Genomic DNA, 12,934 nt, shown 5'->3' on the forward strand with positions numbered 1-12,934 from the left:
ATTTAAGTCGCTACTAAAAAAGCGGAATTGTTGAAAATTTGCGCGCGAGTATACCATTAGTAAGTTCAAACAAAAATAAAAAATGAAAATTAATTAATAACAGTGATAAAAAGTTGGGCTAATCTGACGGTGTTTTATCGTGAGTTTATGGCATTAATTATCGAATTATAGCGAGTTGTCGACGGCCAAGACTTTAATAGCTTGTTTGATAAGGTGCGATAGCTGTTTTTAATGATACCTTAACTAACATAATTGCGACCTTTTACACGCCCCAATTGTTATACTTATTAAGACAGCTAAAAAGGGATCAGTTTTGACGAAATGGAATGACAAGCTACTGGAAAGTATGAAGCAGGGTGATGAGGTGGCATTAGAACAATGTTACCGGTTACTCTCTCCTATTATCTTTACTGCAATTCTTAAGATTTGTAAAAACCGCCATGATGCTAATGACCTATTACAAGATACCTTTGTAGATGCCTTTAACAATTTAGCTTCTTTTCATCAACAGGTGCCTTTTATTGCTTGGCTAAAAAGAATAGCCTTTAATAATACCTTTAATTTTTTAAAAAAAATTAAACGCTTAACGATTGGCATTGAGCATTTATCCGAAGCGGTGTCTTTAGAAAATAGTATGGAAAGCGACTATGAGAACCGCAATTTATTACTTTACTTGTTCGAGCGATTGTCCGAAATGGAGTGTTTGATTATGTGGCTATATATAGCAGAGCAATATAAGCATAGCGAAATCGCGGAAGTTATTGGAAAAACACCAAGTTATTCAAAATCAGTTGTCTGTCGGTGTTTACAAAAATTGAGGGCGAATGCAGAGGTAAAAAAGTATGTTAATTAGCAAAAAAAATGGTGATGACTTAACTGAGCAAACGCATCAGCTTGATTCATATTTAACCTTTGATTCGGTACGTAAAGAAATAACTGCATTGCAACAGTCGACAGATGAAATAGCGCTAGAAACACCCGATGAACTCAATTGGCAGAAAATTAATCATCGTTTAGCCGCTTCAACTCATCGTACAAGGGGGCAGAGTAAATCTACAAATATATTTACAGAGAAAAAACTGTTACTCGCTATGGCTGCGTCGCTGTCATTTTTATTTATAGGTGGTTTGAGTTGGTATAACTATCAATTACAACAACAGTTAGTTATGGCATTAAAAACTAACCAAAGCATGGAATTACAACTCGCTGAATATAGCCAGCTACAAGTAAATCAATACTATCTATTGCAAGAAATCTCTGCAGTGGAAGCCAAGCTGCTTAACGAGCCATCTTTGAAAGTTAAAGTAGCGATATTAAAACACAGAAGCACATTAATGCAACAAGTGCTCGAGTATCAACAAGGAGGTAACGATGAGTTTAGTATTTAAGGCCTTATTCACTAATAAGTATAGCGGTGTGTTATTAGTGCTGCTTTTATCAAAGCCCTTATTCGCCGCAACGCCACAAACGCATGAATGTGCAACGCTAGCGCTGACTGCTAATAATCAACAAAACCAGTCGATAACCTTCCAGCTGTTGTCACATAACAATAGTGCGATTGACAACAACGCCTATTTAGATAATAGCTACCAAACTGTGTTTGTCGCTCCAGGACAACATAGCTTAAAGGTAAGGGCTTGGCGGACAGCCGATTATCTTAGTTACCACAATGGTATTGATGTAAATAAACAGCAGGCATTGATTAAAAAAACTGTTGACCACCAGCTATTAATAACCGTGGTTGCCGACGCTAACTATCAACTGTTACCGATAAACGAAGAGGATGGAACTGTACTCGTCGTAGAAAAAAATCTGCAAAATTGTCATCCAGACACTCGCAGCGTGTTAGTAGCTAAGCATCAGCCATTAACATCCCAGATGATAAATTCGGTCTCCTTACCTGGAGATCTTGAGATACGCTTATATAATTTAATGGGAAAGTTAGCGCTTGAGAACTCATCAAGTATTAAGGGTTCAGTAGCAACAAGTAATATAGTGCCGCTTAGATTAAAGGGGAGTTTTGGTCTGACATTTGACCAAGGTAATGATACCAACAATGACACGCTGAAGGTATTAACCGTTCATCCTTTCTCCGTCGCCCATACCTTAAAATTAGCCAGTGGTGATGTGATTGTAAATCTAAACAATAAAAGTGACTTAACGGTAAAAGCTTCACCCAATCAGAAGTTTCAACACTATGTTAATCGTTTAGCTATTGGCGAGGATATAGAGATTACCGTTCGACGAGATAATAAAGAACGGCTATTAAAAGGTAATTACCAGCCAAAAATATTGCCTGAAAGCCACTATAAAATAAATGGTACTGCCATTGTAGATTCAGTCGACGATAAGCAATGTGCATCGTTAAGTCGATACTTCACGGGGATAAAAGGCTATAAGATAATTAGCCACAATGGTCAGTCACTGAGTGAGCTTTATGGAAATTCAGCTCCAACAAGGTTAAGCCTGTCGCCAGGCGTTCATCGATTTCAAGCGGTATTTTCTCCTCGACCTTCTCGTGCCATTAATAGTCAAATGGCGAGTACCCTTGATATTGCCCCAAGAATATCGGGCGGTAGCCGGACGGGTGAAGCGGGTATTAAAACCTTAATCCGTACAAGAACAGGTTCGATTAAAGGTTGGTTTGGTAATCCTACTGATCGTAATTCAGCCAGAACCAATGGTACGATAGTCGACGATTATATCATTGAGCCAATGGTGGGGCGGCCATTATTAAATGTTACCCTAAATGTTGAACCGGCTAAGCAATATAAATTAACGCTAGCACAGGAATCTACTGAGTCTAAACAGTCGATTTATGAAATTACGTCAACAGCTACGTTAAGTGAAATAGATTGTGCTGAAACCGTCTTATCGGCAATTTTATCGCCGCCATTAACAACGCAGTCCTTAATAAATAGTCAGACCTTAACGCCTTCACTTCAGTACGAATTAGATCAATTGTTGTTAGAAGTGGCCTCTTATTATCAGGTCAGTGGTATTAACACTGGTATTGTTGATATTTACCGCGAGAAAAAGCTCGATAACAAGTATGGTCTAATTGGTAAGATGACTGATTATCAAGCAGGTTATGCTTTGTTAGTTAAACAAGTCAGTAGTAATAGCATGGCAAGTCGGGCAGGTTTGTTGGCGGGAGATAAAATATTGGCTTTAAACAACACCATTTTTATTAATAACAAGCCAAGTGAATTTTTAGCCGGTATAGCAAAGTTAAAAGCGGATGAAGTCTATACATTACTTATTTTAAGAGAAAATGAACAGCATGAGTTCGTTGCGGTTTACCAAGATAAAGATCTTCCTGCTTTCTTCTTGTCTGTAGATATGAGCTCTGTAGCACAAGCCCAACAGGCTTTGGATCGGATAAACAGTTCAAACTAAGCTGATAATAAGGATAGCAGTTTGTACTAAAAAGCAGATAACCTATATTAACAATCAATAACGGAGACAACTGATGAATAAATTTACAATTATAACCGCGTTATCATTAATACTGGCTGGATGTAGCGCTTATCAAATCAAAGCCGATGTTGATGAAGGTAAATTTCGCTTTGTTAACTTTGAAAAAGAACGGGGTAAGCAATTTGAGTATATCCATCTTATGTGTCTATATAAAAGGCCAATTGAATGGAATTTACCTAAGCAGTATCAAGCAGGTAATCACCAATTATGGGTAAAAGCGCAAATTTATCAAAATGGCATGAGCATTCGTGAAAAGAATGCCTTCGTTAAATTTGACGTAACGTTAAAAGCAGGCCTGAGTTATAAATTGAACCGCTCTTTTGATGATGATAATAATATTTCCATTTGGATCGAAGAAGAACAGTCTAAAAATATTGTTTCAGAAATTATTACCACTGAACTCCTTAGACCCTTGCTTATTGAAAAATCGTTGAGAACTGAGCAATGTGAGTCGGGATCAATTTAGTCTGATCGCCACCGCACCTGAGCTTTAGTGATAAAAAATATTTAGGCTTGATAAATATTATCAGTTATGTATAATACGCATCCGCACATCGCTCACGCTTTGTGCGGATTTTCACCTTAGCCTTTACGGTTAAGGTTTACAGCAGCTCCGATAGGGAGTTGAATGTTATTAGCGATACACCCCCCTTTTACATATAAAAGGTGATGGGATGTATTTTGTTGTTCTTTAAAAATGGGGATTTGATTAATGTCAAATCAAAGAATTCGCATTCGTTTGAAAGCGTTCGATCATCGTTTGATTGATCAATCAACAGCTGAAATCGTAGATACTGCAAAGCGCACTGGTGCTCAGGTTCGTGGTCCAATTCCACTTCCTACACGTAAAGAGCGTTTTACTATCTTGACTTCTCCACACGTTAACAAAGATGCGCGTGATCAGTATGAAATTCGTACTCACAAACGCATGATTGATATCGTAGAGCCAACTGAAAAGACTGTAGACGCATTAATGCGTTTAGATCTAGCAGCTGGCGTTGACGTTCAAATCAGCTTGGGTTAAGGGGTTTTAACAATGACTATTGGTCTAGTTGGACGTAAAGTAGGCATGACTCGTATCTTCACTGAAGATGGCGTTTCAACACCTGTAACCGTTCTAGAAGTTGAAGCCAACCGTATTTCTCAAGTGAAAACTTTAGAAACTGACGGTTACTCGGCGCTTCAAGTTACAACAGGTAGCCGTAAGGCTAGCCGTGTTACAAAACCAGCAGCTGGGCATTTCGCTAAAGCTGGCGTTCAAGCAGGCCGTGGCCTGTGGGAATTCCGCTTAAACGAAAATGAAGGCGAAGGTTTAGAATTGGGCGGTGAAATCACTGTTTCAATTTTTAATGACACTAAATTAGTAGACGTAACCGGTACATCTAAAGGTAAAGGCTTCCAAGGCGGTATTAAACGCTGGAACTTTACTATGCAAGATGCTACTCATGGTAACTCTGTCTCTCACCGTTCAAACGGTTCGTTAGGTCAGTGTCAAACACCAGGTCGCGTTTTCAAAGGCAAAAAAATGTCTGGTCACATGGGTTCTGTGCGCTGTACTACACAAAACCTTGAATTGGTTCGCGTTGACGCAGAACGTAACTTGCTCCTTATTAAAGGTGCGGTTCCGGGTGCTATCAACGGTAACGTAATCATCAAACCAGCTGTTAAAGCTTAGTCCAGGAGATTCGTGATGGAATTATCATTAAAAGACGCTGCAGGTGCTCTTGAAGTTTCTGAAGCAACTTTTGGACTTGAGTTTAACGAAGCATTAGTACATCAGGTAGTAGTTGCATATGCAGCTGGCGCTCGTCAAGGTACTCGTGCTCAAAAGACTCGTTCAGAAGTAAGTGGCGGTGGTGCAAAACCTTGGCGTCAAAAAGGTACTGGCCGTGCTCGTGCTGGTACTAGCCGTGGTCCAATTTGGCGTTCTGGTGGTGTAACATTCGCTGCTAAACCTCAAGACCACAGCCAGAAAGTAAACCGTAAAATGTACCGTGGTGCGATTAAAAGCATCCTATCTGAGCTTGTTCGTCAAGATCGCTTAGTAGTGGTAGAAAACTTTACTGTTGAAACACCAAAAACTAAAGAATTAGTAGCTAAACTAAACGGCTTGGAGTTAAAAGATGTATTAATCATCACTCCAGAAGTTGATGAGAACTTGTTCTTATCAGCACGCAACTTGTACAAAGTTGACGTTCGTGACGTAGACGGTATTGACCCAGTTAGCTTGGTTGGTTTCGAAAAAGTTTTGATGACTGCTACTGCAGTTAAACAACTTGAGGAGATGTTAGGATGATAAGCGAAGAACGTTTGTTAAAAGTGCTTTTAGCACCGAACATTTCTGAGAAAAGCACTATGGCATCTGAAGCAAACAACACTGTTGTTTTCAAAGTTGTTACTACTGCTACTAAAGCTGAAATCAAAGCTGCTGTTGAGAAACTTTTTGAAGTTTCAGTAGACGGTGTTCGCACATTAAATGTTAAAGGTAAAGTGAAACGTACTGGTGCTCGTTTTGGTCGCAGAAGCGACTGGAAAAAAGCATACGTTACTCTTGCTGAAGGCAGCGACATCGACTTCGTCGGCGCGGAATCATAGGAGTTTACGAAAATGGCTATAGTTAAATGTAAACCTACTTCTCCGGGTCGTCGCCACGTAGTTAAAGTGGTAAACACGGAGTTGCATAAAGGTAAGCCTTACGCACCATTACTAGACACTAAGTCTAAGTCTGGTGGTCGTAATAATAACGGTCGTATTACGGTTCGTCATATTGGTGGTGGTCACAAACAACATTACCGCATGATCGATTTTAAACGTAATAAAGATGGTATCCCTGCAAAAGTTGAACGTTTGGAATATGATCCAAACCGTTCTGCTAATATTGCACTAGTATTATATGCTGATGGTGAACGTCGTTACATCCTAGCCCCTAAAGGCTTAAGCGCTGGAGATACAGTCCAGTCAGGTGTTGATGCTCCAATCAAAGCTGGTAATACTATGGCTTTACGCAACACACCATTAGGTAGTGTTGTGCATGCAATCGAACTTAAACCAGGTAAAGGTGCTCAAATAGCACGTGCTGCTGGTACTTACGCTCAACTAGTTGCTAAAGACGGTGCATATGTCACTTTACGTCTTCGCTCTGGCGAAATGCGTAAAATTGAGTCTGACTGTCGTGCTACTTTAGGTGAAATCGGCAATTCTGAACACATGCTTCGCTCTTTGGGTAAAGCTGGTGCTTCAAGATGGCGCGGTGTTCGCCCAACTGTTCGTGGTGTTGCCATGAACCCAGTTGATCACCCACACGGTGGTGGTGAAGGTAAAACGTCTGGCGGTCGTCACCCGGTATCCCCTTGGGGCGTACCAACTAAGGGTTACAAGACTCGTTCAAACAAACGTACTGATAAATTTATCGTGCGTCGTCGTACTAAATAGTACATTTAATTAATACTCTGATTGTTTGAGCTTGGTTTACTTCGGTAAAGTTAAGTTCAACATGAAGGGTAAATAAAGAGGATTCACCATGCCACGTTCTCTCAAGAAAGGTCCATTTATAGACCTACACTTGCTGACGAAGGTAGAGAAAGCTCTGGAAAGCGGGAATAAAAAGCCAATTAAGACTTGGTCCCGTCGTTCAATGATCATCCCAACGATGATCGGATTGACCATAGCTGTCCATAATGGCCGTCAACACGTACCTGTATTTGTAACTGATGAAATGATCGGTCACAAATTAGGAGAATTTGCACCAACTCGTACTTATCGCGGTCATATCGCTGATAAGAAAGCGAAGAAATAGGGGAAATTGAATGGAAGCTATCGCTATACATAAATTTGCCCGCGGTTCTGCTCAGAAAGCACGTTTAGTTGTGGATCAAATCCGCGGCTTACATGTAGAGAAAGCACTTGAAATTTTAACTTTTAGCAACAAATCAGCTGCTGAATTAGTTAAAAAAGTACTTAACTCTGCAATTGCTAACGCTGAACATAACGAAGGTGCAGACATTGATGAACTTATCGTAAAAACTATTACAGTTGACGATGGTCCTACAATGAAACGTATTCGTCCTCGTGCAAAAGGCCGCGCGGATCGTATAATTAAGCGCACAAGTCACATTACTGTGATCGTGTCTGATTCTTAGGAGTATATTAGTATGGGTCAAAAAGTTCATCCTAACGGTATTCGCTTAGGTATCACGAAACCTTTCGCGTCTACGTGGTTTGCAAGTAACAAAGACTTCGCTGAAAATTTACGCGGTGACCATTTGGTTCGCGAATATTTGAAAGAGAAGCTTGTTCGTGCATCATTATCAAAAGTAGTTATTGAGCGTCCAGCTAAATCTATCCGCGTAACAATTCATACGGCTCGTCCGGGTGTTGTTATCGGTAAGAAAGGCGAAGATGTTGAGAAACTACGCTTAGCAGTTTCTAAAATTGCTGGTGTTCCTGCTCAAATCAACATTGCTGAAGTACGTAAGCCAGAAATGGATGCGCAGCTTGTTGCTGACAGTATTGCTAGTCAATTAGAACGTCGTGTGATGTTTCGTCGCGCTATGAAACGTGCTGTACAAAATGCTATGCGTCTAGGCGCAAAGGGTATTAAAGTACAAGTAAGTGGTCGTTTAGGCGGTGCAGATATTGCACGTGCTGAATGGTATCGTGAAGGTCGTGTACCACTACACACTTTACGTGCTGACATCGATTACGCTATTGCACGCGGTAACACAACTTATGGTGTTATTGGTATCAAAGTGTGGATCTTTAAAGGTGAAATCATTGGTAACATGCCTCTACAGGCAGAAGTACCAGCGGCTAAACCTAAAAGAAAAAACAACCGCAAGCCTAAGTAGGAGCTAAGTAATGTTACAACCAAAACGTACTAAATTCCGTAAGCAATTTAAAATGCGCAACCGTGGTCTTGCACACGTCGGTAGCTCAGTTAGCTTCGGTACTTTCGGTTTAAAATCAATGGAACGTGGTCGTATGACTGCGCGTCAGATTGAAGCGGCACGTCGAGCAATGACTCGTCACGTAAAGCGTCAAGGTAAAATCTGGATACGTGTATTCCCTGATAAGCCAATTACTAAAAAGCCTCTTGAGGTTCGTATGGGTAAAGGTAAAGGTTCAGTGGAATATTGGGTATGCCAAATTCTACCTGGCCGTGTTCTTTATGAAATGGAAGGTGTATCGGAAGAAATCGCACGCGAAGCATTTGCTTTAGCAGCGGCTAAACTTCCGTTCAAAACATCTTTCGTAACTAGAACGGTGATGTAATGAAAGCTAGTGAATTAAAAGATAAAAGCATTGAAGAGCTAAATACTGAAATGCTTGCATTATTACGCGAACAGTTTAACTATCGCATGCAAGCAAGCACAGGACAATTAGCACAAACTCATTTGCTAAGAACGGTACGTCGCAATATTGCACGTGTAAAGACTATCATAACTGAAAAGGCAGGTAAGTAATGAGCGAAGCTAAAATCCGCACACTACAAGGTCGTGTTGTCAGTGATAAAATGGATAAGTCTATCACTGTATTAATTGAACGTCGTGTTAAGCACCCTATTTACGGTAAGTACCTTACACGTTCAACTAAGTTGAAAGTGCATGATGAGACTAACCAATGTAATGCTGGTGATTTAGTAACAATTCGTGAAGTTGCACCAATTTCAAAGTCTAAAAACTGGACTTTAGTTGCTGTAATTACTAAAGCATAATTTACTTTTTGTAAATTTGTTTTAACGAACGTGTTAAATAAAAACCCTATCACAGTGTGATAGGGTTTTTTTTTGCTTAAAATATTGCCGACAACTAATAGCTTGATGATGAGATGCCAATGGTGTTAAAGGATATTTTACTAGGGTGAATGCCTAGCAATTGTTTATTTTTTAACTAAATAAGGTATCACTTTCATTTTGGTGGTGTTATAATCTCGCGCCCTCCGAATTCGTCTGACGTTTTTATGGGGGCAGTAGAAGGCAGTGACGGGTCAAATTTCTGGCCTTAAATTATATCTAAGTTTGTTTAGATAAATAGCGGAGTAAAACTCAATGATCCAAATGCAATCACAACTGAACGTAGCTGATAACAGCGGCGCTCGACGTGTACAGTGTATAAAGGTTCTTGGTGGTTCGCACCGTCGCTACGCGCGTATCGGTGATATCATTAAAATTGCAGTGAAGGAATCAAATCCTCGCGGCAAAGTTAAAAAAGGTGATGTTCTGACTGCGGTAGTTGTGCGCACTAAGAAAGGTGTTCGTCGTTCAGATGGTTCAACCATCCGTTTTGATGAAAACGCGGCTGTAATGTTAAATGCTAACTTACAACCAATTGGTACTCGTATTTTCGGTCCAGTGACGCGTGAACTTCGTAATGAAAAGTTCATGAAAATCGTTTCACTTGCACCTGAAGTACTATAAGGAGTCACGATAATGGCATCTAAGATTCGTCGTGATGATGAAGTTATTGTACTAGCTGGCAAAGACAAGGGTAAGACTGGTAAAGTCACTAAAGTTCTTGTTGATGACGGCAAAGTATTTGTAGAAGGCATAAACTTGATCAAGAAACACACTAAGCCTGTACCTCAGTTACAGCAGCCTGGTGGGATTATTGAAAAAGAAGCTTCTTTACAAGTTTCAAACGTAGCGATTGTTAACCCTAAAACGGGTAAAGCAGATCGTGTAGGCTTTAGAATTGAAGACGGCAAAAAAGTTCGTTTCTTCAAATCTAACAACGAACTAGTTTAATTATTGGAGTAAACGATGGCGAAACTGCATGATTTTTACAAAGATACTGTTGTAAACGACCTTCAGAAGAAGTTCGAATACAAAAGTGTCATGCAAGTCCCTCGGATTGAAAAGATCACCCTTAACATGGGTGTTGGTGAAGCTATTGCTGATAAAAAAGTATTAGACCATGCCACAAATGATCTTACTGCAATCTCAGGTCAAAAACCAGTTACGACTGTAGCACGCAAATCTGTTGCGGGCTTTAAGATTCGTGAAGGTTATCCTATTGGTACAAAAGTAACTCTACGTGGCGAACGTATGTGGGAATTTTTAGAGCGTTTAATTTCGATCTCTATTCCTCGTATCCGCGATTTCCGTGGCTTAAACCCTAAGTCATTCGATGGCCGTGGTAACTACAGCATGGGCGTACGTGAGCAAATAATCTTCCCTGAAATCGATTACGATAAAATCGATAAAATTCGTGGGATGGATATTACTATCACTACTAGCGCGAAGAATAATGAAGAAGGACACGCATTGTTGTCTGCCTTTAGCTTCCCGTTTAAGAACAAGGTGTAGAGTTATGGCTAAAACGTCAATGAAAGCTCGTGAAGCTAAAAGAACCAAATTAGTAGCACAGTACGCTGAAAAGCGTAGTGCATTAAAAGCAATCATCTCTAACGATAATTCTTCTGAAGAAGATCGTTGGGATGCTGTATTGAAACTTCAAAGTTTACCTCGTGATTCATCAAGTAGTCGTCAACGTAACCGTTGTAACATTACTGGTCGTCCTCATGGTTTCTTACGTAAATTCGGTTTAAGCCGAATCAAATTGCGTGAAGCAATGATGCGTGGTGAAGTTCCAGGTCTTAAGAAAGCTAGTTGGTAATTCACGGGAGTAAATTGTTATGATGACTGATCCTATCGCGGATATGTTTACACGCATTCGCAACGGTCAATCTGCAGCAAAAGTTGCAGTTACAATGCCATCTTCTAAAGTAAAAGTTGCTATCGCAAACTTGCTTAAAGAAGAAGGTTATGTATCAGAGTTTTCAGTATCAGGCGAAGTTAAGCCTGAGTTATCTGTAACTTTGAAATATTTTGAAGGTAAAGAAGTAATTGAAACGATCAAGCGTGTTTCACGTCCTGGTCTTCGTATATACAAAAGCTGTGATGAACTTCCTAAAGTTCTTGCAGGTATGGGTATTGCGATCGTATCTACTTCTAAAGGTCTGATGACTGATCGCGCTGCTCGCTCTGCGGGTATCGGCGGTGAAATCATCGGTTTCGTAGCGTAAGGAGAAATATATGTCTCGTGTTGCAAAAGCACCTGTCGTTGTTCCTGCTGGCGTTACTGTTACGTTATCAGGTCAAGACATTATAGTTAAAGGTCCAATGGGCGAATTATCTCGCACGATCCATAGTGACGTTGTTATTTCTCAAGAAGAAAATAGCATCATTACTAATATCGTTGCCGATGTTAAAGGCGCTTGGGCTCAAGCCGGTACTACACGTGCTTTAATCCAGAATATGGTTGAAGGTGTAAGTACAGGTTATGTAAAAACATTGTTATTAAACGGTGTTGGTTATCGTGCAAAAGCTGATGGTAAGTCTTTAAACTTATCTTTAGGTTTATCACACCCAGTTAACCACGCAATCCCTGATGGGATTACTGTTGAAACTCCTAGTCAAACTGAAGTCATACTGAAAGGTGCTGATAAACAGTTGGTTGGTCAAGTTGCTGCAGACATTCGTTCTTACCGTAAGCCAGAGCCTTATAAAGGTAAAGGTATACGTTATAGTGACGAGCATGTTCGCCGTAAAGAAGCTAAGAAGAAGTAGGATAATACTATGGATAAGAAAACATCTCGTTTGCGCCGCGCTAAACGCGCTCGTGCAAAAATTAGCGAGTTGGGTGCGAATCGTTTAGTTGTATTTCGTACTCCTCGCCATATTTACGCGCAATTGATCGCTCCAACGGGTTCTGAAGTTATCGCATCTGCGTCTACTTTAGACAAAGAAATCAGTGCTCAGTTAGATAAAACAGGTAACGTTGCCGCAGCAACTGCAGTCGGTACAGCAATTGCTGAACGTGCAGTAGCTAAAGGGATCACTAGCATTGCTTTTGATCGCTCTGGTTTCCGTTATCATGGTCGCGTAAAAGCGTTAGCAGAAGCAGCTCGTGAAGCTGGTCTGCAGTTCTAGGAGTTGATAATGGCTAATCATAATCAAGAAAACTCACAACAAAGTGATATGGCTGAAAAGCTAATTGCCGTTAACCGCGTTTCAAAAGTGGTTAAAGGTGGTCGCATATTCAGTTTCACTGCACTTACAGTAGTTGGTGATGGTGCTGGACGCGTTGGTTTTGGATACGGTAAAGCACGTGAAGTGCCTGCTGCAATCCAGAAAGCAATGGAAAAAGCACGCCGTAACATAGTAACCGTAGATTTGAAGGGTACTACTCTTCAGCATGTCATTATTGGCAAGCATTCTGGTTCTAAAGTTTACATGCAACCAGCTTCTGAAGGTACAGGTATCATCGCCGGTGGCGCGATGCGTGCAGTACTAGAAGTTGCAGGTGTTCAGAACGTATTGTCAAAAGCATACGGTTCTACTAACCCGATCAACGTAGTTCGTGCTACTGTTTCAGCTCTTGCGAATATGAAATCGCCGGCAGGTGTTGCAGCTAAGCGTGGCAAAACCGTTGCAGACATACTGGGGTAATTGAGC

The 12,934-nt window shown here is 40.6% G+C and carries 23 protein-coding genes; all 23 read left to right on the forward strand.

The features are described from left to right. The first annotated feature begins 313 nt into the window (after positions 1-313). The 23 genes from H4J75_RS04935 to rpsE all read left to right on the forward strand — a co-directional run bounded on the left by H4J75_RS04935 (position 314) and on the right by rpsE (position 12,928). Entirely contained in the window at positions 314-853 is a 540-nt protein-coding gene (locus tag H4J75_RS04935) for an RNA polymerase sigma factor (RefSeq protein WP_182221532.1), read from the forward strand. Further along, on the forward strand, positions 843-1,388 hold the full coding sequence (locus H4J75_RS04940; RefSeq protein WP_182221533.1) for a hypothetical protein: 546 nt from the start codon (positions 843-845) through the stop codon (positions 1,386-1,388). The genes H4J75_RS04935 and H4J75_RS04940 overlap by 11 nt, the downstream gene beginning before the upstream one ends. Further along, positions 1,372-3,399: a hypothetical protein gene (locus tag H4J75_RS04945; protein WP_182221534.1), complete on the forward strand. Its 2,028-nt coding sequence runs from the start codon at positions 1,372-1,374 to the stop codon at positions 3,397-3,399. Before H4J75_RS04940 ends, H4J75_RS04945 begins: the two co-directional genes overlap by 17 nt. Before the next feature lie 73 nt (positions 3,400-3,472). After that, positions 3,473-3,946, forward strand: coding sequence for a hypothetical protein (locus tag H4J75_RS04950; RefSeq protein ID WP_182217232.1), 474 nt, complete (start codon positions 3,473-3,475; stop codon positions 3,944-3,946). Between the two features lie 246 nt (positions 3,947-4,192). After that, positions 4,193-4,504 carry a 30S ribosomal protein S10 gene (gene rpsJ / locus H4J75_RS04955; protein ID WP_070375080.1) on the forward strand — a complete coding sequence of 104 codons (312 nt, stop codon included), beginning with the start codon at positions 4,193-4,195 and terminating at the stop codon, positions 4,502-4,504. 12 nt (positions 4,505-4,516) lie between these two features. Then, the gene (gene rplC, locus H4J75_RS04960) at positions 4,517-5,155 is read left to right on the forward strand and encodes a 50S ribosomal protein L3 (RefSeq protein ID WP_070375079.1); all 639 of its coding nucleotides are present in this window, start codon (positions 4,517-4,519) and stop codon (positions 5,153-5,155) included. Between the two features lie 15 nt (positions 5,156-5,170). Beyond that, positions 5,171-5,776 (forward strand): 50S ribosomal protein L4, encoded by a 606-nt coding sequence (rplD, locus tag H4J75_RS04965; protein WP_070375078.1) that lies wholly within the window; start codon positions 5,171-5,173, stop codon positions 5,774-5,776. Then, positions 5,773-6,075: a 50S ribosomal protein L23 gene (gene rplW / locus H4J75_RS04970; RefSeq protein ID WP_070375077.1), complete on the forward strand. Its 303-nt coding sequence runs from the start codon at positions 5,773-5,775 to the stop codon at positions 6,073-6,075. Before rplD ends, rplW begins: the two co-directional genes overlap by 4 nt. A gap of 12 nt (positions 6,076-6,087) precedes the next feature. Further along, positions 6,088-6,912, forward strand: a complete 825-nt coding sequence (gene rplB, locus H4J75_RS04975) for a 50S ribosomal protein L2 (RefSeq protein WP_070375076.1) — start codon at positions 6,088-6,090, stop codon at positions 6,910-6,912. A gap of 88 nt (positions 6,913-7,000) precedes the next feature. Next, positions 7,001-7,276 carry a 30S ribosomal protein S19 gene (gene rpsS / locus H4J75_RS04980; RefSeq protein WP_070375075.1) on the forward strand — a complete coding sequence of 92 codons (276 nt, stop codon included), beginning with the start codon at positions 7,001-7,003 and terminating at the stop codon, positions 7,274-7,276. Positions 7,277-7,286: 10 nt separating this feature from the next. Beyond that, the gene (rplV, locus tag H4J75_RS04985) at positions 7,287-7,619 is read left to right on the forward strand and encodes a 50S ribosomal protein L22 (RefSeq protein ID WP_070375074.1); all 333 of its coding nucleotides are present in this window, start codon (positions 7,287-7,289) and stop codon (positions 7,617-7,619) included. Positions 7,620-7,631: 12 nt separating this feature from the next. After that, positions 7,632-8,327 carry a 30S ribosomal protein S3 gene (gene rpsC / locus H4J75_RS04990; protein WP_070375073.1) on the forward strand — a complete coding sequence of 232 codons (696 nt, stop codon included), beginning with the start codon at positions 7,632-7,634 and terminating at the stop codon, positions 8,325-8,327. A 10-nt stretch (positions 8,328-8,337) separates the two neighbouring features. Then, positions 8,338-8,751 carry a 50S ribosomal protein L16 gene (gene rplP / locus H4J75_RS04995; protein ID WP_070375072.1) on the forward strand — a complete coding sequence of 138 codons (414 nt, stop codon included), beginning with the start codon at positions 8,338-8,340 and terminating at the stop codon, positions 8,749-8,751. Beyond that, positions 8,751-8,942, forward strand: coding sequence for a 50S ribosomal protein L29 (rpmC, locus tag H4J75_RS05000; RefSeq protein ID WP_070375071.1), 192 nt, complete (start codon positions 8,751-8,753; stop codon positions 8,940-8,942). Before rplP ends, rpmC begins: the two co-directional genes overlap by 1 nt. Next, positions 8,942-9,193 (forward strand): 30S ribosomal protein S17, encoded by a 252-nt coding sequence (rpsQ, locus tag H4J75_RS05005; protein WP_070375070.1) that lies wholly within the window; start codon positions 8,942-8,944, stop codon positions 9,191-9,193. Before rpmC ends, rpsQ begins: the two co-directional genes overlap by 1 nt. Before the next feature lie 333 nt (positions 9,194-9,526). Continuing rightward, a complete protein-coding gene (gene rplN / locus H4J75_RS05010; protein ID WP_070375069.1) occupies positions 9,527-9,895 on the forward strand; it encodes a 50S ribosomal protein L14 in 369 nt (122 codons plus the stop codon). Between the two features lie 12 nt (positions 9,896-9,907). Next, positions 9,908-10,222 (forward strand): 50S ribosomal protein L24, encoded by a 315-nt coding sequence (gene rplX, locus H4J75_RS05015; protein WP_070375068.1) that lies wholly within the window; start codon positions 9,908-9,910, stop codon positions 10,220-10,222. Between the two features lie 15 nt (positions 10,223-10,237). Beyond that, complete coding sequence (gene rplE, locus H4J75_RS05020; RefSeq protein WP_070375067.1) at positions 10,238-10,783, forward strand: 50S ribosomal protein L5; 546 nt, start codon at positions 10,238-10,240, stop codon at positions 10,781-10,783. A 4-nt stretch (positions 10,784-10,787) separates the two neighbouring features. Beyond that, positions 10,788-11,093, forward strand: coding sequence for a 30S ribosomal protein S14 (gene rpsN, locus H4J75_RS05025; protein WP_070375066.1), 306 nt, complete (start codon positions 10,788-10,790; stop codon positions 11,091-11,093). 19 nt (positions 11,094-11,112) lie between these two features. Continuing rightward, positions 11,113-11,502 carry a 30S ribosomal protein S8 gene (gene rpsH / locus H4J75_RS05030; RefSeq protein WP_146799770.1) on the forward strand — a complete coding sequence of 130 codons (390 nt, stop codon included), beginning with the start codon at positions 11,113-11,115 and terminating at the stop codon, positions 11,500-11,502. Positions 11,503-11,512: 10 nt separating this feature from the next. Beyond that, complete coding sequence (gene rplF / locus H4J75_RS05035; protein WP_070375065.1) at positions 11,513-12,046, forward strand: 50S ribosomal protein L6; 534 nt, start codon at positions 11,513-11,515, stop codon at positions 12,044-12,046. A 9-nt stretch (positions 12,047-12,055) separates the two neighbouring features. After that, the gene (gene rplR / locus H4J75_RS05040) at positions 12,056-12,409 is read left to right on the forward strand and encodes a 50S ribosomal protein L18 (RefSeq protein WP_070375064.1); all 354 of its coding nucleotides are present in this window, start codon (positions 12,056-12,058) and stop codon (positions 12,407-12,409) included. A 9-nt stretch (positions 12,410-12,418) separates the two neighbouring features. Then, positions 12,419-12,928, forward strand: coding sequence for a 30S ribosomal protein S5 (gene rpsE, locus H4J75_RS05045; RefSeq protein WP_070375063.1), 510 nt, complete (start codon positions 12,419-12,421; stop codon positions 12,926-12,928). The last annotated feature ends 6 nt before the right edge of the window (positions 12,929-12,934 follow it).

It is taken from the genome of Colwellia sp. BRX10-1, assembly GCF_014077545.1.
In the GTDB taxonomy this organism is placed as follows: Bacteria; Pseudomonadota; Gammaproteobacteria; order Enterobacterales; family Alteromonadaceae; genus Colwellia_A.